General features: G+C 61.9%; 23 protein-coding genes and 1 pseudogene. 23 read left to right on the top strand and 1 reads right to left on the bottom strand.

All coding sequences use genetic code 11. The annotated features are described in order from the left end of the window. Positions 1–6 precede the first annotated feature (6 nt). From fliF to fliJ, 5 genes are read left to right on the top strand one after another with little or no spacing between them, the layout of a single operon-like run. A complete protein-coding gene (gene fliF / locus IFT47_RS22265) occupies positions 7–1,785 on the top strand; it encodes a flagellar basal-body MS-ring/collar protein FliF (RefSeq protein ID WP_192174139.1) in 1,779 nt (592 codons plus the stop codon). Next, complete coding sequence (fliG, locus tag IFT47_RS22270; RefSeq protein WP_065987292.1) at positions 1,778–2,794, top strand: flagellar motor switch protein FliG; 1,017 nt, start codon at positions 1,778–1,780, stop codon at positions 2,792–2,794. The genes fliF and fliG overlap by 8 nt, the downstream gene beginning before the upstream one ends. Positions 2,795–2,809: 15 nt before the next feature. Next, positions 2,810–3,625 carry a flagellar assembly protein FliH gene (gene fliH, locus IFT47_RS22275; RefSeq protein ID WP_192174140.1) on the top strand — a complete coding sequence of 272 codons (816 nt, stop codon included), beginning with the start codon at positions 2,810–2,812 and terminating at the stop codon, positions 3,623–3,625. Next, a complete protein-coding gene (fliI, locus tag IFT47_RS22280; RefSeq protein WP_192174141.1) occupies positions 3,615–4,973 on the top strand; it encodes a flagellar protein export ATPase FliI in 1,359 nt (452 codons plus the stop codon). Before fliH ends, fliI begins: the two co-directional genes overlap by 11 nt. 6 nt (positions 4,974–4,979) lie before the next feature. Next, positions 4,980–5,429 (top strand): flagellar export protein FliJ, encoded by a 450-nt coding sequence (gene fliJ, locus IFT47_RS22285; protein ID WP_192174142.1) that lies wholly within the window; start codon positions 4,980–4,982, stop codon positions 5,427–5,429. A 93-nt stretch (positions 5,430–5,522) separates the two neighbouring features. Here the strand turns inward: fliJ and IFT47_RS22290 are convergent, their stop codons facing one another. Beyond that, positions 5,523–5,879, bottom strand: coding sequence for a hypothetical protein (locus tag IFT47_RS22290; protein ID WP_192176544.1), 357 nt, complete (start codon positions 5,877–5,879; stop codon positions 5,523–5,525). 355 nt (positions 5,880–6,234) lie between these two features. Between IFT47_RS22290 and IFT47_RS22295 the strand changes: the two genes are divergently transcribed. The 18 genes and pseudogenes from IFT47_RS22295 to IFT47_RS22380 all read left to right on the top strand — a co-directional run bounded on the left by IFT47_RS22295 (position 6,235) and on the right by IFT47_RS22380 (position 20,913). After that, the gene (locus IFT47_RS22295; RefSeq protein ID WP_192174143.1) at positions 6,235–6,537 is read left to right on the top strand and encodes an STAS domain-containing protein; all 303 of its coding nucleotides are present in this window, start codon (positions 6,235–6,237) and stop codon (positions 6,535–6,537) included. After that, positions 6,537–8,246, top strand: a complete 1,710-nt coding sequence (locus IFT47_RS22300) for an ATP-binding SpoIIE family protein phosphatase (RefSeq protein ID WP_192174144.1) — start codon at positions 6,537–6,539, stop codon at positions 8,244–8,246. The genes IFT47_RS22295 and IFT47_RS22300 overlap by 1 nt, the downstream gene beginning before the upstream one ends. 29 nt (positions 8,247–8,275) lie before the next feature. Next, positions 8,276–8,668: an Hpt domain-containing protein gene (locus tag IFT47_RS22305; protein ID WP_192174145.1), complete on the top strand. Its 393-nt coding sequence runs from the start codon at positions 8,276–8,278 to the stop codon at positions 8,666–8,668. 115 nt (positions 8,669–8,783) lie between these two features. Further along, the gene (locus tag IFT47_RS22310) at positions 8,784–10,220 is read left to right on the top strand and encodes a flagellar hook-length control protein FliK (RefSeq protein ID WP_192174146.1); all 1,437 of its coding nucleotides are present in this window, start codon (positions 8,784–8,786) and stop codon (positions 10,218–10,220) included. Positions 10,221–10,457: 237 nt separating this feature from the next. Beyond that, positions 10,458–10,964 carry a flagellar basal body-associated protein FliL gene (fliL, locus tag IFT47_RS22315; RefSeq protein ID WP_192174147.1) on the top strand — a complete coding sequence of 169 codons (507 nt, stop codon included), beginning with the start codon at positions 10,458–10,460 and terminating at the stop codon, positions 10,962–10,964. A 9-nt stretch (positions 10,965–10,973) separates the two neighbouring features. Beyond that, the gene (gene fliM / locus IFT47_RS22320) at positions 10,974–11,942 is read left to right on the top strand and encodes a flagellar motor switch protein FliM (protein ID WP_133775890.1); all 969 of its coding nucleotides are present in this window, start codon (positions 10,974–10,976) and stop codon (positions 11,940–11,942) included. 62 nt (positions 11,943–12,004) lie between these two features. Further along, the gene (gene fliN, locus IFT47_RS22325; protein WP_192174148.1) at positions 12,005–12,463 is read left to right on the top strand and encodes a flagellar motor switch protein FliN; all 459 of its coding nucleotides are present in this window, start codon (positions 12,005–12,007) and stop codon (positions 12,461–12,463) included. Next, positions 12,464–12,946 (top strand): annotated as a pseudogene (gene fliO, locus IFT47_RS22330) (flagellar biosynthetic protein FliO); the annotation flags it as partial. Between the two features lie 119 nt (positions 12,947–13,065). After that, positions 13,066–13,809 carry a flagellar type III secretion system pore protein FliP gene (gene fliP, locus IFT47_RS22335; RefSeq protein ID WP_192174149.1) on the top strand — a complete coding sequence of 248 codons (744 nt, stop codon included), beginning with the start codon at positions 13,066–13,068 and terminating at the stop codon, positions 13,807–13,809. 25 nt (positions 13,810–13,834) lie between these two features. Then, the gene (gene fliQ, locus IFT47_RS22340) at positions 13,835–14,104 is read left to right on the top strand and encodes a flagellar biosynthesis protein FliQ (RefSeq protein ID WP_065987304.1); all 270 of its coding nucleotides are present in this window, start codon (positions 13,835–13,837) and stop codon (positions 14,102–14,104) included. A gap of 7 nt (positions 14,105–14,111) precedes the next feature. Next, positions 14,112–14,897 (top strand): flagellar biosynthetic protein FliR, encoded by a 786-nt coding sequence (fliR, locus tag IFT47_RS22345; protein WP_065987305.1) that lies wholly within the window; start codon positions 14,112–14,114, stop codon positions 14,895–14,897. 1 nt (position 14,898) lies between these two features. Next, on the top strand, positions 14,899–16,038 hold the full coding sequence (gene flhB / locus IFT47_RS22350) for a flagellar biosynthesis protein FlhB (protein WP_192174150.1): 1,140 nt from the start codon (positions 14,899–14,901) through the stop codon (positions 16,036–16,038). Between the two features lie 771 nt (positions 16,039–16,809). After that, the gene (locus tag IFT47_RS22355) at positions 16,810–17,388 is read left to right on the top strand and encodes a sigma-70 family RNA polymerase sigma factor (RefSeq protein ID WP_197984074.1); all 579 of its coding nucleotides are present in this window, start codon (positions 16,810–16,812) and stop codon (positions 17,386–17,388) included. Continuing rightward, positions 17,385–18,098: an anti-sigma factor gene (locus IFT47_RS22360; protein WP_192174151.1), complete on the top strand. Its 714-nt coding sequence runs from the start codon at positions 17,385–17,387 to the stop codon at positions 18,096–18,098. The genes IFT47_RS22355 and IFT47_RS22360 overlap by 4 nt, the downstream gene beginning before the upstream one ends. Before the next feature lie 74 nt (positions 18,099–18,172). Beyond that, the gene (locus tag IFT47_RS22365) at positions 18,173–18,730 is read left to right on the top strand and encodes a fasciclin domain-containing protein (protein WP_192174152.1); all 558 of its coding nucleotides are present in this window, start codon (positions 18,173–18,175) and stop codon (positions 18,728–18,730) included. 237 nt (positions 18,731–18,967) lie between these two features. Next, a complete protein-coding gene (locus IFT47_RS22370; RefSeq protein ID WP_192174153.1) occupies positions 18,968–19,510 on the top strand; it encodes a DUF3455 domain-containing protein in 543 nt (180 codons plus the stop codon). A 111-nt stretch (positions 19,511–19,621) separates the two neighbouring features. Further along, complete coding sequence (locus IFT47_RS22375; RefSeq protein WP_192174154.1) at positions 19,622–20,185, top strand: sigma-70 family RNA polymerase sigma factor; 564 nt, start codon at positions 19,622–19,624, stop codon at positions 20,183–20,185. Continuing rightward, positions 20,182–20,913 (top strand): anti-sigma factor, encoded by a 732-nt coding sequence (locus tag IFT47_RS22380; protein WP_192174244.1) that lies wholly within the window; start codon positions 20,182–20,184, stop codon positions 20,911–20,913. Before IFT47_RS22375 ends, IFT47_RS22380 begins: the two co-directional genes overlap by 4 nt. Positions 20,914–20,917 lie beyond the last annotated feature (4 nt).

Consider the following 20,917-nt stretch of genomic DNA (forward strand, 5'->3'; position numbering starts at 1 on the left):
TAAGTCATGGCCGAAGCCGCCGTCGATAACGTACCCGCCAAAACGGGTGCGCCAGGAAGCAAGCCGCCGATGTTCGGGCTGGCGTTCCTGCAAAATCTCTCCGAGATGACCATGCTGCGTCAGGTCGGCCTCATGGTCGGTCTGGCTGCCAGCGTGGCGATTGGTTTCGCCGTCGTGCTTTGGTCGCAACAGCCTGATTACAAGCCGCTCTATGGCAGCCTGTCGGGCGTCGACACCAAGCAGGTGATGGACACGTTGGCTCAGGCCGACATTCCCTACACCGTCGAGCCTAATTCCGGTGCGCTGCTGGTGAAGTCCGATGACCTGTCCCGTGCCCGCATCAAGCTGGCCGGCGCCGGCATCGCCCAGAGCGACGGCAACGTCGGTTTCGAAATCCTCGACAAGGATCAAGGCCTGGGCACCAGCCAGTTCATGGAGGCCACTCGTTACCGTCGTGGCCTGGAAGGCGAACTGGCGCGGACCATCTCCAGCCTCAATAACGTCAAGGGCGCCCGCGTTCACCTGGCGATTCCGAAGAGCTCGGTGTTCGTGCGTGACGATCGCAAGCCCAGTGCTTCCATTCTGGTTGAGCTGTATGCCGGTCGTTCGCTGGAGCCGGGTCAGGTGCTGGCGATCATGAACCTGGTCGCCACCAGCGTGCCGGAACTGAGCAAGTCGCAGATTTCTGTCGTTGATCAGAAGGGCAACCTGCTGTCCGATCAGGCCGAGAACTCCGAGCTGTCCATGGCCGGCAAGCAATTCGATTACACCCGTCGCATGGAAAGCATGCTGACCCAGCGTGTACAGAACATCCTGCAGCCGGTGCTGGGCAATGACCGCTACAAGGCAGAAGTGTCGGCAGACGTTGATTTCAGCGCCGTCGAATCCACTGCCGAAAGCTTCAACCCGGACCAGCCTGCGTTGCGCAGCGAGCAGACCGTCAACGAACAACGCTCCAGCGGCAGCGGTTCAGGTGGCGTACCGGGTGCTTTGAGCAACCAGCCGCCAGGCCCGGCGACCGCACCACAGAACGCCACCGCCGGTGCTGCAGGTGCCGCGGGCGCCATCGCCCCGGGCCAACCGCTGCTGGACGCCAACGGTCAACAGATCATGGACCCGGCCACCGGTCAGCCGATGCTGGCGCCATACCCGGCCGACAAGCGTAACCAGTCGACCAAGAACTTCGAGCTCGACCGTTCCATCAGCCACACCAAGCAGCAGCAGGGCCGGGTCAATCGCCTGTCGGTTGCGGTGGTGGTGGATGATCAGGTCAAGGTCAACCCGGCCAACGGCGAAACAACGATGGTGCCGTGGACCGCCGATCAATTGGCGCGCTTCACCCGTCTGGTGCAGGACGCCGTCGGCTTCGACGCCAGCCGTGGTGACAGCGTCAGCGTGATCAACGTGCCGTTCTCCACTGATCGCGGCGAAGTGATCCCGGACATTCCGTTCTATTCGCAATCGTGGTTTTGGGACATCGTCAAACAGGCCATGGGCGTGCTGTTCATCCTGGTGCTGGTGTTCGGTGTACTGCGTCCGGTGCTCAAGGGCATCACCAATCCTCAAGGCAAGCGCCTTGACGGTGACTCCGAGCTGGGCGGCATGATCGGGATGGACGGTGAACTGGCAAACGACCGCGTCAGTCTGGGCGGTCCGCAAAGTATTCTGTTGCCGAGCCCTACCGAGGGCTATGACGCACAGCTCAACGCAATCAAGAGCCTTGTGGCCGAGGACCCGGCGCGTGTAGCGCAGGTCGTCAAAGAGTGGATCAACGCTGATGAGTGATAGAGCTGCTGCGCTTAAATTGACCCGCGTGGACAAGGCCGCGATTCTGCTCCTTACCCTGGGTGAGACCGATGCCGCGCAGGTCTTGCGCCACATGGGGCCGAAAGAGGTTCAACGTGTGGGCGTGGCCATGGCGCAGATGCGCAATGTGCACCGCGAGCAGGTCGAGCAGGTGATGAGCGAGTTCGTCGACGTGGTCGGCGATCAGACCGGTGTCGGCATCGGCTCGGACGGCTACATCCGCAAGATGCTCACCCAGGCACTGGGCGAGGACAAGGCCAACGGCCTGATCGACCGGATTCTGCTGGGCGGCAACACCAGCGGTCTCGACAGCCTGAAGTGGATGGAACCGCGCGCGGTGGCCGACGTCATCCGTTTCGAGCACCCGCAGATTCAAGCCATCGTCGTGGCCTACCTGGACGCCGATCAGGCCGGTGAAGTGCTGAGTCACTTCGATCACAAGGTGCGTCTGGACATCATTCTGCGCGTGTCGTCGTTGAACACCGTGCAGCCGGCGGCGCTGAAAGAGTTGAACCAGATCCTCGAGAAGCAGTTCTCGGGCAACGCCAACACGTCGCGTACCACCCTGGGTGGTATCAAGCGTGCGGCGGATATCATGAACTTCCTCGACAGCTCGATCGAAGGCCAGCTCATGGATTCGATCCGCGAAGTGGACGAAGACCTGTCGACGCAGATCGAAGACCTCATGTTTGTCTTCAACAACCTGTCCGACGTCGACGACCGCGGGATTCAGGCCTTGCTGCGCGAAGTCTCCTCCGATGTGCTGGTCCTGGCACTGAAGGGCTCCGACGACGCCATCAAGGAAAAGATTTTCAAGAACATGTCCAAACGTGCCGCCGAACTGCTGCGCGACGACCTGGAAGCCAAAGGCCCGGTTCGCGTCAGCGACGTGGAAGGCGCCCAGAAAGAAATTCTCACCATTGCCCGTCGTATGGCGGAGGCCGGGGAGATCGTTCTTGGCGGCAAAGGTGGCGAGGAAATGATTTAAGCGTAGGTGTCGTTGATGTCCAGCTCCGATAAAGCAGCACCCAGTGAGCTCATCCGCGCCCAGGATTTGCGCGGCCTCGACGTCTGGGCCTTGCCCAGCTTCGACCCGCAGGTGGAAACGCCCGAGCCGGAACCGGTCATCGAAGAAGCCGAGCTCGCCGAAAGCGAAGAAGTGCCGCTGGAGGAAGTCCAGCCGATGACCCTGGAAGAGTTGGAAAGCATCCGCCAGGACGCCTACAACGAGGGGTTTGCCATCGGCGAAAAAGAGGGTTTCCACAGCACCCAGCTCAAGGTTCGTCAGGAAGCGGAAGTGGCCCTGGCGGCCAAGCTCGAGAGCATGGAAACCCTGATGGGGCATCTGTTCGAGCCCATCGCCGACCAGGACGCACAGATCGAGAAAGCCATGGTGTCACTGGTCGAACACGTGGTCCGCCAGGTTATCCAGCGCGAACTGAAAACCGACTCCAGCCAGATCGGCACGGTGCTGCGCGAAGCGTTGCGACTGTTGCCGATGGGCGCCGCCAACGTGCGCATTCTGGTCAACCCGCAGGACTTCGCGCTGGTCAAAGCCATGCGTGAGCGTCACGAAGAAACCTGGCGCATTCTCGAGGACGATACGATCCAGCCCGGCGGTTGCCGTGTCGAGAGCGAGCACAGCCGCATCGACGCCACGGTCGAGGCGCGGATCAGTCAGGCCCTCGGCAAAATGTTCGACCAGTTGCACGAGCAGGCCCTTCATCCGGCGCCCCCCGATGTGACCATCGAACTGGAAGAGGCGATCCAGAGCGCCGAGAAAACCACTTACCCGCTGGGTGCTGTCGATGCGCCTTGAACGCACCAGTTTCGCCAAGCGTCTGAGCACGTATCCCGACGCCATCTCCCTGCCTACGCAGCCGATCGTCGAAGGACGACTGCTGCGCATGGTCGGCCTGACCCTCGAAGCCGAGGGCCTGCGCGCGGCCATGGGCAGCCGTTGCATGGTGATCAACGACGGCAGTCATCACCCGGTCGAAGTGGAAGCCGAGGTCATGGGCTTCTCCGGTGGCAAGGTGTTCCTGATGCCGGTTGGCAGCGTCTCCGGCATTGCACCGGGCGCCCGCGTCGTGCCACTGCCGGACACCGGCCGTCTGCCGATGGGCATGACCATGCTGGGCCGCGTCCTCGACGGCGCCGGTCGCCCCCTCGACGGCAAGGGCGGGATGAAAGCCGAGGACTGGGTGCCGATGGACGGCCCGACCATCAACCCGCTCAATCGCAACCCGATCAGCCAGCCGCTGGACGTGGGCATTCGCTGCATTAACGGTTTGTTGACGGTCGGCCGCGGTCAGCGTCTGGGTCTGTTCGCCGGTACCGGGGTGGGCAAGAGCGTGCTGCTGGGGATGATGACCCGCTTCACCGAGGCCGACATCATCGTCGTCGGGCTGATTGGCGAACGGGGTCGCGAGGTGAAGGAATTCATCGAGCACAGCCTGGGCGAGGAGGGCCTCAAGCGCTCTGTCGTCGTGGCCTCTCCTGCGGATGACGCGCCGTTGATGCGTCTGCGTGCGGCGATGTACTGCACGCGCATCGCCGAATATTTTCGCGACAAGGGCAAGAACGTCCTGTTGCTGATGGATTCCCTGACCCGTTTCGCCCAGGCCCAGCGGGAGATCGCCCTGGCCATCGGCGAGCCGCCTGCGACCAAGGGTTATCCGCCGTCGGTGTTCGCCAAGCTGCCCAAGCTGGTGGAACGCGCCGGTAACGCGGAAGCGGGCGGTGGCTCGATCACGGCGTTCTACACCGTATTGTCCGAAGGCGACGACCAGCAGGACCCGATCGCCGACTCGGCCCGGGGCGTGCTCGACGGCCACATCGTGCTGTCGCGGCGACTGGCCGAAGAGGGCCATTACCCGGCCATCGATATCGAAGCGTCGATCAGCCGGGTGATGCCGTCCGTGGTCGATCCGCAGCACATGGTTCAGGCGCAGTATTTCAAGCAATTGTGGTCGCGTTATCAGCAGAGCCGCGATCTGATCAGCGTCGGTGCGTACGTGGCCGGCGGCGACCGAGAGACTGACCTGGCGATTTCACTGCAGCCACAGTTGGTGAAGTATTTGCGCCAGGGCTTGCAGGAGAACGAGAGCATGCAGAGCAGTGAGGAGCAGTTGGCGAAGATTTTCAATCCTCAGGCTGGGGGTTAATCGGTCATGGCAGTCAGTCGCGCAGCCCGTCTGGCGCCGGTGGTGGAGATGGCCGAGAAGGTCGAGAAGGCCGCCGTGCAGCGCCTGGGGCATTTTCAGGGTCAGGTGCGGCTGGCTGAGGCCAAGCTGGGTGAGCTGGATAAGTTTCGCTCTGATTATCAGCAGCAGTGGATCGACAAGGGCGCCCATGGGGTGTCGGGTCAGTGGCTGATGAATTATCAGCGCTTTCTCAATCAGTTGGAGACGGCGGTGGCGCAGCAGCGTCAGAGTCTGGCGTGGCATGAGAATAATCTGAACAAGGCGCGCGGCGAGTGGCAGAAGGCGTATGCGCGGGTGGAGGGGCTGCGCAAGCTGGTGCAGCGGTATATCGATGAGGCGCGTGCGCTGGAAGATAAGCGCGAGCAGAAGCTGCTGGATGAGCTGGTACAGAGGTTGCCCAGGACGGAGCAGTTTTAGGAGCTTGAGATCAAGATCAAGATCAAGATCAAGACCCTTAAGATCACGAGCGTCTGCCTGGGGGCAGACTGTTTCGCCTTCGGCGAGTTACTTTTAAAAAGCACTAAAAGTAACCAAAAGTGCCTGCTCCTGGTTTGGCCCTCCTGCGTCGGGTTCCCTCGCTCCGGTCTTGCTCCGTGGGCCCGCGCCGAACGGACATCCATGTCCTGACGGCGCTCTCGCCGCATCCATGCGGCTCGGCCCACTGCGCAAAACCTGCGCTCGGCCTGCACCCAAGTCGCGTTTTGCGGTGTTTGAACTGGCGTGGGAGAAGATCAAAGGCAGTTGCACTGTAGGACTGGCTTTAGCCGGGAAGCTCTTGATCTGTTTTTGATCTGTTTTTGATCTGTTTTTGATCTGTTTTTGATCTGTTTTTGATCTGTTTTTGATCTGTTTTTGATTTTCGTACATAGAAAGCCCAAACACCGCAATCGCGACTTGGGTGCAGGCCGAACGCAGACGACGCGGAGTGGGCCGAGCGGCAGGGATGCCGCGAGAGCGCCGTCAGGACATGGATGTCCGTTCGGCGCGGGCCCACGGAGCGTCGTCGGAGTGAGGGTATTCCGACGAAGGAGGAACCCAACCGAGAGCAAGCACCCTTGGTTACTTGGGGTGCTTTTCCAAGTAACTCGCCGAAGGCGAAACGTCTGCCGTTAGGCGGACCCTCTTGATCCTGAAAGCCAAGTAAAAGCTAACGATTTGCCACGCCTCACAAGGGCTGCTAAAACTCAAGCGTCTGGCGCTGTTTCATACAAGGAATTTGCCAATGTCAGTTACCTCCGAACGCTCCAAAGATGGCCAAGAGCTGACCATCACCATCAAAGGACGCTTCGACTTCTCGAAGCACCAGGACTTTCGTGGCGCCTACGAAAAAGAACACGAGGCCAAACGCTATACGGTTGACCTGAAAGACACGACCTACCTCGACAGTTCAGCGCTCGGTATGCTCCTCCTGCTGCGCGACCATGCCGGCGGCGAAAGAGCCGAAGTCCAGTTGGTCAACTGCACCGCCGACGTCCACAAAATCCTCACCATCTCCAGCTTCTCCAAACTCTTCAAAATCGCCTGATGATCTCGCCTGCCTCCGATCGCCTGACGGTCCTCATCGCTGATGACAACGTCAGCGACCGGATGCTCCTGTCCGCCATCGTCAGCCGCCAGGGCCATGACGTCCTAACCGCCAGCGACGGCGCCGAAGCGGTCGGGCTGTTCGAGCGTCGGCGGCCGCAACTGGTGCTGATGGACGCCATGATGCCGGTCATGGACGGCTTCGAAGCGGCGCGCCAGATCAAGACACTCGCGGGTGACGCGCTCGTCCCGATCATCTTCCTGACGTCACTGACCGAAGGCGAAGACCTTGCCCGTTGCCTCGACGCCGGCGGCGACGACTTCATTGCCAAGCCCTACAACCAAGTGGTGCTGGCCGCCAAGATCAACGCCATGAACCGCCTTCGCGTGCTGCAGGAAACCGTCCTGCACCAGCGCGACCTGATCACCCGCCACCATAAATACCTGCTCAACGAACAGCGCGTGGCCAAGGCGGTGTTCGACCAGATCGCCCACTCCGGGTGCCTGAGTTCGCGCAACATCCGTTACCTGCAATCGCCCTACGCGCTGTTCAACGGCGATTTGCTTTTGGCCGCGTGGTCGCCGTCCGGCAACATGCACCTGCTGCTGGGGGATTTCACCGGCCATGGTTTGCCGGCGGCGGTGGGCGCGATGCCGCTGGCCGAGGTGTTCTACGGCATGACCGCCAAGGGTTACGGCTTGTCCGAAACCCTGCGGGAGATGAACGCCAAGCTCAAACGCATCCTGCCCGTCGACATGTTCTGCTGCGCCGCGTTGCTGTCCCTGAACTTCAAGCAGCAACTGGTCGAGGTCTGGAACGGCGGCCTGCCGGATGGTTACCTGCTGCATGGCGACGACCGGCCGCACACGCCGCTGATTTCGTCCAACGTGCCCCTCGGCGTCTTGAGCGCCGGCAGCTTTGACGACAACACCCAGGTGTATCCCTTCGGGCCGGGGGACCGGGTGTTTCTGCTGTCCGACGGCGTGGTCGACAGCACCGGCCAGGACGGCGAACTGTTCGGCGCCCGGCGTCTGCAGAATGTGCTGGTGAGCAACCGCAACCCGGCGCTGCTGATCGAAGAAGTGCAGTGGGCCCTGGCGCGCTTTCGCGGCCAGGCGCGGGACGATGTGAGCATGGTCGAAGTGGCCTTCACCGAGCCTGACTTGCTTGGCCCGCCCTCGGTCATCTATACCGACAGTGGCGATTCCAGCCCGCTGGATTGGTCCGCGTCGTTCGAGTACCGCGCGGCAACGCTCAAGCGTTTCAACCCGCTGCCGTATCTGTTGCAACTGCTGCAGGAGGTACATGGCTTGCGCATGCAGAGCAGCGAGCTGTATATCGTGCTGTCGGAGCTGTACAGCAACGCGCTGGAGCATGGCGTGCTCGGGCTTGACTCGGCGCTGAAGCGCGACGCCGCAGGTTTTGGGCTTTACTACCAGCAACGCGCCGAACGCCTCGATCGTCTGGTGGACGGCTTTATCCGCATCGATTTTCAGATCGTCCCGGACGGCGAGGGCGGTCGCCTGACGGTGCGGGTGCAGGACAGCGGTGCGGGTTTCGATTCCGATCGCGTGCTGGCGCTGCCGCCTGCGGTCACCCAATTGTCCGGGCGCGGCCTTGCGCTGGTCCGGCAGCTCAGCGACCGTTGTCGGTGGTCCGATGATGGCCGGACGGCCAGCGTGGAATTTGCCTGGGAGGGTCTGGCATAATCCCCGCGTCTTGATCAAGGAGTGAACAAGTGTCGAATAATCCTGTGGACTTCCACGTGCTCAGCACGCTGCGTGACGTGATGGAAGCTGAATACCCGGCGCTGCTGCAGGTGTTTATTTCCGATTCCATCAATCGGGTCAACGACATGACCCTGTTGTTGCGTGACCCTTCCTTCACTGCCTCCTCCAGCGCCTCGCTGCATCGCCTCGGCCTGATGGCCCACAGCTTCAAAGGCAGCACCGGCAACATGGGCGCCACGCATTTGTCAGAACTGTGCCTGCAACTCGAAGAGCAGGGGCGCGGCATGGTGACAGCGGATGACGCCCGGATAAGGCGTCTGGTGTTCGAGATCAAAGAGGAATTCTGCGCCGTCAGGAAAGTTTTCGAAGACGAACTGCAACTCTGCCACGCCAGCCACTGAGCCGGGTGTTCCCCTCCGGCTTTCTGCCTCGGACTCACGTTTAATCCAGCCTCTCTCGCTACCTGGCCCGCCATTTGCTTTGTCTCTCTGTAATTGTGCTCTTGCGGAGATTCACATGGCGCTCGCCACCAACCCATTACTGACGGCTTTGACAGCTGCCAAAGCCCAGAAGGCCGGGAATAATGCCCCGACCAAGGCGCCGGAACCCGTCAAGCACAGCAGTTCCAGCTTTTCTGACGTATTCGCCAGGCAGGCACCGGTCAAGTCTCACGGTGCGGATAATCCGGCGCCCAAGCCGGCAAGCGCCAAGAGTTCGGCAGCCGACGACAAGCCTGCCGCCAGCCATACGTCTGCCGCCGCCGACAAGACCGTTGCCGATAACGGCAATGGCTTGCCTGCCAAACCGGTGAACGGCAAGGCCGACGATGAGGCCGGCGCGGGCAAAGGCGATGCTCACGACAAGGATGACGGCACTGACGATGGGAAAGACCCGACCCTCGCGGATGCGCCGTCGGTAGACCCTGTGCCGGACCCGACACTGGCCGTCACGCCGCCGGTTCAAGAGCCCGTGGCCGTCGCGCCTCCCGTTCAACCTGCGGTAGATCCGGCGCTTCTCGCCGGCACGCTGCCCGTGATGCCGCCGCCTGCGGTGCAGGCGCCGACCGCTGCAACCGACGCAACCGACGCTGCCGGCGACGATTTCGATCCGTACGCCGATCCGCTGGAAGGCTTGACCGCTGTGCAGGTCGCCCTGGAAAACAAGGCCCAGCAGGCGGCGCAGAACAACGGTGTGCAGGGCGACGGCAAAGGTGGGGGCAAGCAAGACCCGAACGCCGATCCTTCGCAACTGTTGGCTACCAACCTGGCGGCGCTGGGCGACCAGCCTGTGGACAAGAGCACCACCGAAGGCGGCGGCGACAAAGCCTTCAGCGGCTTGCTGGCTGACGGCCTGAAAGACGTGAAGGCCGCCACCAGCGATACGCGAGTGGACAACTTCGCCGATCGACTGGCGGCCTTGTCCCAGGCCGCGCAAGTGAAAAACACGTCGACGTCGACTCCTGCCACGCCATTGCTCAATCAGCCATTGGCGATGAATCAGGGGGGATGGACTGAAGGCGTGGTCAACCGTGTGATGTACCTGTCGAGCCAGAACCTCAAACAGGCGGACATCCAGCTGGAGCCCGCTGAACTGGGCCGTCTGGACATCCGCGTCAATATGGCGGCGGACCAGCAGACCCAGGTCACCTTCATGAGCGCCCACGTCGGCGTGCGTGAAGCGCTGGAAAGCCAGATGTCTCGCCTGCGCGATTCCTTCGTCCAGCAGGGCATGGGCCAGGTCAACGTCAACGTCTCTGACCAGTCTCAGGGGTGGCAGCAACAGGCTCAGCAGCAGTCGGGCGGCGATGGTCAGCGCAACGGCGGCGGCAGCCGCGTTAACGGTGCCAGTGGCAGCGACCTCATCGCTGACGGTGCTCCGGTGGACGCCGCCTCGGCGGCTGCCAGCGCACCGCTGACCGTGGTGGGTTCCAGCGCGGTGGACTATTACGCCTGAAAACGCCCTGCCAACGCTTGGGCGTTGTCAGTCGCGGCAAGGGGTTAGCGGCAAGCGGCAGGTAAAAGTGGGATCAAGGGCGGCAGTGCGTGGGAGACCCCGGTTTCTCGGGCTCTGCCGCCTTTTGCTTTTACTTGCCGCTCACCCCTTGCAGCTTGCGGCTGCCGTTCTGGCACAACCCTTGCTCTTCCTCTGTCACGCAACACCGAACCCCTTGGATAGTGACGGATTATTGGCATGGCGAAGAGTGACGACGCAGCAGTGGCGGACCCTGCAAAAAAGGGCAAGTTGAAAGTCATCATCCTCATTGTGGTGGGGCTGCTGCTGGCCATTGGTGTGTCGGTAGGCGCGACCTGGTTCATCATGCACAAGGCCGAAAGCAAGCCGGACGCCGCCGCCATTGCGGAAGCGGCGAATGCCAAAAAAGAGGCGATCTTCGAACCGCTGACGCCGCCCTTCGTCGTCAACTACAACGTCAACGGTCGCCAGCGCTACATGCAGGTCAGCATCACCTTGCTGGCCCGCGACCACGCCGACCTCGAAGCGTTGAAAGCGCACATGCCGGTCATCCGTAATAACCTGGTGATGATGTTCTCCGGCCAGCCATTCGATACCATCGCAACGCCGGTGGGCATGGAAATGCTGCGCCAGAAGGCGGCAGCCGTGGTCCAGGAAGTGGGCCAGAAAGAGCTGAGCAAGAGCGTGATCGAACAGGTACTTTTCACTAACTACGTACTGCAGTAGGACCACGACATGGCCGTGCAAGACCTGCTGTCCCAGGATGAGATCGACGCGCTGCTTCATGGCGTCGACGACGGTCTGGTACAGACCGATAGTGTTGCCGAGCCTGGCAGCGTAAAGAGTTATGACCTGACCAGTCAGGATCGCATCGTCCGCGGACGCATGCCGACCCTGGAAATGATCAACGAGCGTTTCGCCCGTTACACCCGCATCAGCATGTTCAACTTGCTGCGCCGCTCGGCCGATGTGGCCGTGGGTGGCGTGCAGGTGATGAAGTTTGGCGAATACGTGCACTCGCTGTACGTGCCGACCAGTCTGAACCTGGTCAAGATCAAACCCCTGCGCGGCACCGCGCTGTTCATCCTCGACGCCAAGCTGGTGTTCAAGCTGGTGGACAACTTTTTTGGCGGCGACGGTCGCCACGCCAAGATCGAAGGCCGTGAATTCACCCCGACCGAGCTGCGCGTGGTGCGCATCGTGCTGGATCAGGCGTTCATTGATTTGAAGGAAGCCTGGCAGGCGATCATGGAAGTCAACTTCGAGTACATCAACTCGGAAGTGAACCCGGCCATGGCCAACATCGTCGGCCCGAGCGAAGCGATCGTGGTGTCCACCTTCCACATCGAACTGGACGGCGGTGGCGGCGATCTTCACGTGACCATGCCGTATTCGATGATCGAGCCGGTGCGCGAAATGCTCGACGCCGGTTTCCAGTCGGATGTCGACGATCAGGACGAACGCTGGGTCAACGCCCTCAAGCAGGATGTGCTCGACGTGTCGGTGCCGTTGCGCGTCGCGGTCGCTACGCGTCAGCTCAAGCTGCGTGACATCCTGCACATGCAGCCGGGCGACGTGATCCCGGTCGATCTCCCGGAACACCTGGTCATGCGCGCCAACGGCGTGCCGTCCTTCAAGGTCAAACTGGGTTCGCACAAGGGCAACCTGGCCCTGCAAGTCGTCGAACCCATAGAACGCCGCTGACGCTCCGTCGCCGGCAAAACGAATGTGCTGCGTAAACGAATCAATGTTCCCCGAGGACAACCATGGCTAATGACAACGATATGACTTCCGCAGACGACCAGGCTCTGGCCGACGAGTGGGCTGCTGCACTGGGTGAATCCGGGGACGGGCAAGCGGACATCGACGCGCTGCTGGCGGCCGACGCCGGCAACAACGCCAATCGCATGACGATGGAAGAATTTGGCGGCGTGGCGAAAAGCAACGGCGCAGTTTCGCTGGACGGCCCGAACCTGGACGTGATTCTGGATATCCCGGTGTCGATTTCCATGGAAGTGGGCAGCACCGACATCAACATCCGCAACCTGCTGCAGCTCAACCAGGGCTCGGTGATCGAGCTGGACCGTCTGGCCGGCGAGCCGCTGGACGTGCTGGTCAACGGCACCCTGATCGCCCACGGCGAAGTGGTGGTGGTGAACGAAAAGTTCGGCATCCGTCTGACCGACGTGATCAGCCCGAGCGAACGTATCAAGAAGCTGCGTTAAGTGCGCGGCGTGATCAGAACCCTGTCGAGCCTGCCGCTGCTGGCGATGTCCTGGGCGGTAATGGCGGCCGATCCGGCGACGCCTGCCGCGCCTGCTGCAACGACGGCGACGACGGCTGCGACGGCAACGCCTGCGGTCGCCGCGCCGGTGGCCGGTTCGGTGAACGGCGGGATGGCCGGTCAGTTGCTGCAACTGGTGCTGGGGCTGCTGCTGGTGATCGGGCTGATCTTCGTGCTGGCCTGGCTGATGCGCCGGGTGCAGCGCGCAGGGCCGGCTGGCAATCAGGTGATCAAGCTGGTGGGCTCCCGCGCGTTGGGGACGCGTGATCGGCTGGTGCTGGTGCAGGTCGGCAACGAACAGGTGTTGCTGGGAGTCTCGCCCGGCAGCATCACTGCGCTGCACGTGATGAATGAGCCGGTCGAGGTCCCTGACGCGCAAAACGCGCAGCCGGAGTTCGCCAGGCGTTTGCTTGAAGCGCTGGGCAACAAGGGCGCGGCGGGGCAACGCCCAGGCATGAATATTTTCGGTGCCGCCGGCAAGAAAGCAGGTACGCCAGGCACGACGGGTAAGCCAGATACTTCGGATCAGAAGGACATGAACTGATGCGCATTGTTTTGACGCTGCTGCTGTTGCTTGCAGCGCCGCTGGCGTTCGGCGCCGATCCGTTGTCTATCCCGGCCATCACGCTGGGCACCGGCGCCAATGGCCAGCAGGAATATTCGGTCAGCCTGCAGATCCTGCTGATCATGACCGCGCTGAGCTTCATCCCGGCGTTCGTCATGCTGATGACCAGTTTCACGCGGATCATCATCGTCTTCTCGATCCTGCGTCAGGCCCTGGGCCTGCAACAGACGCCGTCCAACCAGATTCTCACCGGCATGGCGCTGTTCCTGACCATGTTCATCATGGCGCCGGTGTTCGACCGGGTGAACAACGATGCGCTGCAGCCGTACCTGGCGGAAAAACTCACCGCCCAGGACGCCGTGGCAAAGGCCGAAGTGCCGATCAAGGACTTCATGCTGGCGCAGACCCGCTCCAGCGATCTCGAGCTGTTCATGCGTTTGTCCAAGCGCACCGACATTCCGACCCCGGATGCGGCGCCGCTGACGATTCTGGTGCCGGCGTTCGTGACCTCCGAACTGAAAACGGCGTTCCAGATCGGCTTCATGATTTTCATCCCCTTCCTGATCATCGATCTGGTGGTGGCGAGCATCCTGATGGCCATGGGCATGATGATGCTGTCGCCGTTGATCATTTCCCTGCCGTTCAAAATCATGCTGTTCGTGCTGGTGGATGGCTGGGCGCTGATCATCGGCACACTGGCCGGCAGTTTTGGTGGTGTATGAACCTGTTTGACGTGGAGTGCGCAGCATGACCCCGGAAGTAGCCGTCGACCTGTTTCGCGAAGCGCTGTGGCTGACCACGACCATGGTCGCCATTCTGGTGGTACCAAGCCTGATCGTCGGCCTGATCGTCTCGATGTTCCAGGCCGCCACGCAGATCAACGAACAGACCCTGAGCTTCCTGCCGCGCCTGCTGGTCATGCTGGTCACGCTGATTGTGGTCGGCCCGTGGATGGTGCGCACCTTCATGGAGTACATCACTAATCTGTACACCAGCATTCCCCAAGTGATCGGCTGACCCCTCGATGGAACCTGTGCTGGCGTTGACCGACACCCAGATCAGCACGTGGGTGGCGGCGTTCATGCTGCCGCTGTTCCGCATCGGCGCGCTGCTCATGACCATGCCGATCATCGGCACCACGCTGGTTCCCAAGCGGGTGCGGCTGTATTTCGCGCTGGCGATCACGGTGGTCGTCGCGCCGAGCCTGCCGCCCATGCCCGCCGTGCATGCTCTGGACCTCAGCGGGCTGCTGCTGATCGCGCAACAAATCCTCATCGGCGCCGGCATGGGCCTGTCGTTGCAGCTGTTTTTCCAGGCCTTCGTGATCGCCGGGCAGATCATCGGGATTCAGATGGGCATGGGCTTCGCGTCCATGGTCGACCCGGTCAACGGCGTGTCGGTGGCGACCATCGGGCAGTTTCTCACCATGCTGGTGACCCTGCTGTTCCTGGCCATGAATGCTCACCTGGTGGTGTTCGAAATCCTCATCGAGAGCTTCACCACCCTGCCGGTGGGGCAGGGCATCAGTACATCGGACATCTGGCTGCTGGTGATGCGTCTGGGCTGGGTGCTCGGCGCGGCACTGGTGCTGGTGCTGCCGGCCATCGCTGCGCTGCTGGTGGTGAACATCGCCATGGGCGTGATGACCCGCGCGGCGCCACAGCTGAATATCTTTTCCATCGGTTTTCCGCTGACGCTGGTACTGGGGATGGTGATTCTGTGGATCACCCTCGGCGACATTCTCAATCAATACCAACCGCTGGCGGTCGACGCCCTGCAGTTGCTCAGAGACCTGGTCAAGGCGCGCTGACATGGCCGAAAGCGAGAGTGGTCAGGACAAGACAGAAGACCCCACGGACAAACGCAAACGCGATGCCCGGGAGAAGGGCGAGATCGCCCGCTCCAAGGAGCTCAATACGGTCGTGGTGATGATCGTGGGCGCTGCGGGGCTGCTGGCGTTTGGCGGCTCCATGGCGGAAATGATGATGCAGTTGATGCGCGACAATTTCACCATCACCCGCGAGGCGATTCTCGACGAGCGCAGCATGGCGATCATGCTGATGGCCTCGGGCAAGGCGGCGTTGCTGTCGGTGCAGCCGATCCTGCTGGCGTTGACCGTCGCGGCGTTCGTCGGTCCCATTTCCCTCGGCGGCTGGCTGTTTGCCGCAGGCTCCCTGGCGCCCAAGTTCAGCCGCATGAACCCGGCCGCCGGGATCAAGCGGATGTTCTCGCCCAAGGCGCTGATCGAGCTGCTGAAGTCGCTGGCGAAGTTTTTGATTGTGCTGGCGGTGGCGCTGGTGGTGCTGATGAAGGACAAGGGCGACCTGGTGTCCATCGCCCATGAGCCGCTGGAAATGGCGGTGGTGCACAGTTTGCAGTTGGTCGGCTGGAGCACGCTGTGGATGGCGCTGGGCCTTTTGATCATCGCGGCGATCGATGTGCCGGTGCAGTTGTGGGAGTCGCACAAGAAGTTGCTGATGACCAAGCAGGAGGTGCGTGATGAGCACAAGGACAGTGAGGGTCGGCCGGAGGTCAAGCAGCGGATTCGTCAGTTGCAGCGGGAGATGTCGCAGCGGCGGATGATGGCGGCGATTCCGGAGGCGGATGTGATTATCACGAACCCGACGCATTATGCGGTGGCGTTGAAGTATGACGCGGAGCGGGGCGGGGCGCCGATTCTGTTGGCCAAGGGCAGTGATTTCATGGCGCTGAAGATTCGGGAGATTGCGGCGCAGCATGAGATTTTGTTGTTGCAGTCGCCGGCGTTGGCGCGGTCGATTTATTACAGCACGGAGTTGGATCAGGAGATTCCGGCGGGGTTGTATCTGGCGGTGGCGCAGGTGTTGGCGTATGTGTATCAGATTCGGCAGTATCGGGCGGGGCGTGGCAAGCGGCCTGATCCGCTGAGGGATAATCTGCCGATTCCGCCGGATTTGAGGCGTGATTCGTAGGGCTTCTAGATTGTTGAGATCAAGATCAACAGCGTCTGCCTGGGGGCAGACTGTTTCGCCTTCGGCGAGTTACTTGGAAAAGCACCCCAAGTAACCAAGGGTGCTTGCTCTCGCCGCATCCATGCGGCTCGGCCCACTCCGCGAAACCTCCGTTCAGCCTGCACCCAAGTCGCGTTTTGTGGTGTCTGGACTTGCTTCGTAGGAAAGATCAAAAGCAAAGCAAGGCAGATCAAGAGCAGATCAGTCGCTAAGGACTTGTGGGAGTGAGCTTGCTCACGAAGGGGTTGGTACATCCACCGAATTTCTGGTGTTTGAAATGCAGCATTCGCGAGCAAGCTCGCTCCCACAGGGAGGGAGACTGTCAGCATAAATGTCGGCGCCTGAGCTGGCCTCTTCCCGGCTAAAGCCGGTCCCACTAAAGGCACCGCGTACACACTGTGTGACCGGCTTTAGCCGGGAAGCCTTTGATCTTGATCTTCGTACACAAAAAGTCCAGACACCGCCAATCGCGACTTGGGTGCAGGCTGAACGCAGGTCTCGCGGAGTGGGCCGAGCCGCATGGATGCGGCGAGAGCGCCGTCAGGGCATGGATGCCCGTTCGGCGCGGGCCCACGGNACTTGGGGTGCTTTTCCAAGTAACTCGCCGAAGGCGAAACGGTCTGCCCCCAGGCAGACGCTCTTGATCTTCGTACGGAGGGCCGACGTCAGCTTGATGACAGCGCAAACCGAAAGCGTCTAGAGTGACCTCAGTCCCTTTCTAGGCCTCGCCACTTGACCATTCGATCGAATGCAGCGCCACTGTCTGACGCTCAGTCCAGCGCCGAAGCGTTGAATGTCCTGTTGCTGGCATGCGCCACAGGCAATCGGTTGGCGTTCGAAGCGATGTATCACGCCACGTCGTCCAGGCTGTTCGGTATATGCCTGCACTATTCCGGCAATCGGGCCGAGGCGGAAGAGGTGCTGCAGGAGGTGTACATCATGGCGTGGCTGAAGGCCTCTCGATTCGATCCGCAACGGGCCAGCGCCATCACCTGGCTCTCGACCATGGCCCGCCACAAGGCGATTGACCGGCGCAGGGCCCATCGCCGTCAAGATCCCCTTGAAACCATCCCCGAATTACCCACCCAGGACGACCCCATCCCGGACGCCCTCGAGCGCGAGCAGGAGGGCAGTCAGCTGGACCGCTGCCTTGAAACCTTGGAAGACGCGCAGCAACGCTATATCCGCGTGGCGTTCTTCGAGGGTTGTTCCTACGCCGAACTGGCCGAGCGCCACGGTATTGCGCTGGGGACGATGAAAAGCTGGATTCGCCGCGGGCTGCTTCGACTGCGCTTGTGCCTCGGCCTATGAACGAGCATCCCGTGCCGCCCGACGAGACCCCGGACCTGCTGATCGCAGAGTACGTGCTGGGCGTGCTCAGCCGCGAAGAGCGTGAGCGGGTGGAGGCGATGATTGCGCTGGAGCCTCGCCATCAACGCGCGCTGGCGCAATGGCAGGAGCAGTTCGCCGAGTGGCTCGGTCAATTGCCCGCGTCCAGTCCTCCCGCCGGTACCTGGGGCAGGATTGAGCAGCGGTTGTTTGCGGGTGCCAGCCATTCGCCGTCACGGGTGTCAGGCTGGTGGAACAGCCTCGGGCTCTGGCGCTGGACAACGGCGGCGCTGGCTGCCGGGTTGCTGGCGTCGGTGCTGACGCTTCAACAACCTGTTCCTGGACCGACGCCGGGGCCGGCCTTGTTGGCGCGTCTCGAACAGAGCGATGGCAATACGCTGTTTGCCGCGACGGTCAACCCTGACCGGCGAAGCGTGCTGTTCGTCAACACGGGCCGCGCCGACTGGCCGGGTAAAAGTGCCGAGGCGTGGGTAATCGCTGCCGATGGCAAGCCTCGGTCGCTGGGCCTGCTGCCGGCCAATGCCCCCGCGACATTGAGCGTAGCGCCGCCACTGGCTGACCTGCTCGCCAGCGGCGCAGTGCTCGCGGTCACTCTCGAGCCGTTGAACGGGTCACCGAGCGGGCTGCCGACCGGACCGGTCGTCGCCCAGGGAAAAATATCCTCACTCTGATGCATCCGTTCCGGCGCCCGCTTCGTATATCTCCCACCTTCATCCGAAGGACCTAAGAATCCGGGAGAACTACCATGTTGACCCTCGCCAAACGCATCGCCGCTGTCTCGTTCGCTGCCCTTTGTCTTGCTGCATCCCCCGGCTTTGCCGCCGATACCGTCATGGTCGGTGGCGCCGCCATGTACCCGACCAAGACCATCGTCGAGAACGCCGTCAACTCCAAGGACCACACGACCCTGGTGGCGGCGGTCAAAGCTGCAGGGCTCGTAGACACCCTCAACAGCAAAGGCCCGTTCACCGTCTTCGCCCCCACCAATGAAGCTTTCGCCAAACTGCCGGCCGGCAATGTCGAAACGCTGGTCAAGCCGGAGAACAAGGCTGACCTGACCAAAATTCTGACGTATCACGTCGTCGCCGGCACCCACACCGCCAAACAATTGATGGCGGACGCCAAAATGAACGGCGGCAAGGTGATGCTGAAAACCGTACAGGGCGAATCCCTCACCGTGATGCCCCATGACGGCAAGCTCTGGGTGATGGACGCCAAAGGTGGCAAAAGCGCGGTCAGCATCGCTGATGTGATGCAGTCCAATGGCGTCATCCACGTGGTCGATTCGGTGCTGATGCCGTAAGCGCTGACCTGATCGTTGCAGTACCCGGCGGACGCTCATTCCGTCCGCCGGGTCCATGGCCTGGCTTTTCTGCGGGCGCCATGTCGATCGACTCAATGCCCTTCTGCTCATCCCTCCCGTACTCCTGCTAATCCCCGCACAGATTTATTTTCAATCCGCTGCATCCAGTTCCCTTTCCCCCGGGTAGTACAAGTAGTAGCGATGGCTGCTGACCTGTTTATCCAATGGAGAGATGGCATGAACGCTAAAAAATTACTGGGTTCGTTCGGTGTTTCATTGGCTGCCACTTGCCTGCTGGCAACGGCGCCGGCGGCTTTCGCGCAGATGGCGTTGCCGGATGCGGTGAAGGTACCGGACGGTCACAAGATCGCCATGGAGACGGTAGGCGTGGGCGAGATCACCTACGAATGCCGCGACAAGCCCAACGCCGCCGGCCAGACCGAATGGACATTCGTCGGCCCGAAAGCGGTATTGAATGATCGCAGCGGCAAGCAGGTCGGCACCTACTTCGGGCCACCGGCGACGTGGCAGGCCGCTGACGGTTCGAAGATCACCGGCACCCAGCTCGCCGTGGCTCCCGCCGGGACGGGCGACATTCCGTATCAGTTGGTGAAAGCCAACCCTGCAGAAGGCAACGGCGCGATGAGCAACGTCAGTTACATCCAGCGGGTGGCGACCAAAGGCGGTGTCGCGCCGAAGATGGAGTGCTCGACGGCGACCAAGGGCAAGCAGGAAATCGTGAAATATCAGGCGGAGTATATTTTCTGGGCCGCGAAGTAGACCAACGTCCCACGTCAGGCAGCGTCGCTGACGCACAAAGTCATCTACGCTGCACCGACGCAACCCCGGCCTTTGGGCTGGGGTATTTCTTTTCGTTGGCGGTTGAACATTTTGTCCCTACCTGAAGACTGTTTTGACTACGAAGCCTGCCTGGCCGCGTGCGCCCGAGGTGAGCAGCAGGCGTTGCACGGGCTCTACACGCAAGAGAGCGCCCGCCTGCTCGGCGTCGCCAAACGGATCGCCCGCAGCGACGCGCTGGCCGAGGACATCGTGCACGACGCCTTCCTCAAAATCTGGACCCGCGCTGGCAGTTTCGACCCGGCGCGAGGCACTGCCCGTGGCTGGATCTTCAGCGTGACCCGGCACCTGGCGCTGAACTTCATGCGTGACAACGCGCACATCGTTCAGGTCAGCGAGCAAAGCGAAAACGCGGTGCTGGCCGAGGTCTCTCTGGAGGCAGCCACCGACGCCGACACCTTCGAATACCGTGCCCGCTCGGGGCGTATTTACGGGTGCCTCGAACAACTCGAACCGGCGCGTCGCAACTGCATTCTTCATGCGTACGTAGACGGTTTTTCGCATTCGGAGATAGCGCAGAAAATCGGCGCGCCACTGGGCACCGTGAAAGCCTGGATCAAACGCAGTCTGGTGGCATTGCGGGAGTGCATGGGATGACAGGCTATCCGTCGAACGACAGCGCCGATGAACTGGACGCACTGGCCAGCGAGTACGTGTTGGGCACACTGCCGGCTGAGCAACGACTCAATGTCCAAAACCGCCTCGCCACGGACGCCCACTTGCGCGCGGCAGTGGACGCATGGGAAGGGCGCCTGCTGGCCTTGACCGAACTCGCCGAAACGCACACCCCAAGCCCACGGCTGTGGGATCGAATCGAGCGCAGCGTCAACAGCCGTGCCCGCCGGGCTTCCGTCAAGACTCCGGCCGTGACGTCGCACTCCTGGTGGGATCTCCTGCCCCTGTGGCGCGGACTGGCCGGCGCAGGACTCGTTGCGACCCTGCTGCTGGGCTCGATGCTCCTGACCCGAACCGCCCCGGTGAACCCCACGACCTACCTCGTCGTGCTCGTTGCCCCGCAAAACCAGGCCCCCGGCTGGGTCATCCAGGCCAGCAACCCGGAAGAAATCCAGCTGATACCGCTCGGCGCCACCCCAGTCCCCGCCGACAAAGCCCTCCAGTTCTGGACAAAAGCCGACGGCTGGCAGGGCCCCGTGTCCCTGGGCCTGGTCAAACCCGGCCAGACCCTCTCCGTACCGGTGAACAAACTGCCGCCGCTGCAACCCAACCAACTCTTCGAACTCACCCTCGAAAACCCCAACGGCTCCCCGACCGGCAAGCCTACGGGGCCGATTCAATTCATCGGACGCGCCGTGAAAGTGATCTAGCGGC

Origin of the sequence: Pseudomonas sp. CFBP 13711 (assembly GCF_014842265.1) — a bacterium.
Classification (GTDB): domain Bacteria; phylum Pseudomonadota; class Gammaproteobacteria; order Pseudomonadales; family Pseudomonadaceae; genus Aquipseudomonas.

Excerpts from the sequence above, each read along its gene's own strand:
- fliF (WP_192174139.1), top strand. The coding sequence starts at position 7 with ATGGCCGAAGCCGCCGTCGATAACGTACCCGCCAAAACGGGTGCGCCA.
- fliG (WP_065987292.1), top strand. The coding sequence starts at position 1,778 with ATGAGTGATAGAGCTGCTGCGCTTAAATTGACCCGCGTGGACAAGGCC.
- fliH (WP_192174140.1), top strand. The coding sequence starts at position 2,810 with ATGTCCAGCTCCGATAAAGCAGCACCCAGTGAGCTCATCCGCGCCCAG.
- fliI (WP_192174141.1), top strand. The coding sequence starts at position 3,615 with ATGCGCCTTGAACGCACCAGTTTCGCCAAGCGTCTGAGCACGTATCCC.
- fliJ (WP_192174142.1), top strand. The coding sequence starts at position 4,980 with ATGGCAGTCAGTCGCGCAGCCCGTCTGGCGCCGGTGGTGGAGATGGCC.
- IFT47_RS22290 (WP_192176544.1), bottom strand. The coding sequence starts at position 5,879 with ATGTACGAAAATCAAAAACAGATCAAAAACAGATCAAAAACAGATCAA.
- IFT47_RS22295 (WP_192174143.1), top strand. The coding sequence starts at position 6,235 with ATGTCAGTTACCTCCGAACGCTCCAAAGATGGCCAAGAGCTGACCATC.
- IFT47_RS22300 (WP_192174144.1), top strand. The coding sequence starts at position 6,537 with ATGATCTCGCCTGCCTCCGATCGCCTGACGGTCCTCATCGCTGATGAC.
- IFT47_RS22310 (WP_192174146.1), top strand. The coding sequence starts at position 8,784 with ATGGCGCTCGCCACCAACCCATTACTGACGGCTTTGACAGCTGCCAAA.
- fliL (WP_192174147.1), top strand. The coding sequence starts at position 10,458 with ATGGCGAAGAGTGACGACGCAGCAGTGGCGGACCCTGCAAAAAAGGGC.
- fliM (WP_133775890.1), top strand. The coding sequence starts at position 10,974 with ATGGCCGTGCAAGACCTGCTGTCCCAGGATGAGATCGACGCGCTGCTT.
- fliN (WP_192174148.1), top strand. The coding sequence starts at position 12,005 with ATGGCTAATGACAACGATATGACTTCCGCAGACGACCAGGCTCTGGCC.
- fliP (WP_192174149.1), top strand. The coding sequence starts at position 13,066 with ATGCGCATTGTTTTGACGCTGCTGCTGTTGCTTGCAGCGCCGCTGGCG.
- fliQ (WP_065987304.1), top strand. The coding sequence starts at position 13,835 with ATGACCCCGGAAGTAGCCGTCGACCTGTTTCGCGAAGCGCTGTGGCTG.
- fliR (WP_065987305.1), top strand. The coding sequence starts at position 14,112 with ATGGAACCTGTGCTGGCGTTGACCGACACCCAGATCAGCACGTGGGTG.
- flhB (WP_192174150.1), top strand. The coding sequence starts at position 14,899 with ATGGCCGAAAGCGAGAGTGGTCAGGACAAGACAGAAGACCCCACGGAC.
- IFT47_RS22360 (WP_192174151.1), top strand. The coding sequence starts at position 17,385 with ATGAACGAGCATCCCGTGCCGCCCGACGAGACCCCGGACCTGCTGATC.
- IFT47_RS22365 (WP_192174152.1), top strand. The coding sequence starts at position 18,173 with ATGTTGACCCTCGCCAAACGCATCGCCGCTGTCTCGTTCGCTGCCCTT.
- IFT47_RS22370 (WP_192174153.1), top strand. The coding sequence starts at position 18,968 with ATGAACGCTAAAAAATTACTGGGTTCGTTCGGTGTTTCATTGGCTGCC.
- IFT47_RS22380 (WP_192174244.1), top strand. The coding sequence starts at position 20,182 with ATGACAGGCTATCCGTCGAACGACAGCGCCGATGAACTGGACGCACTG.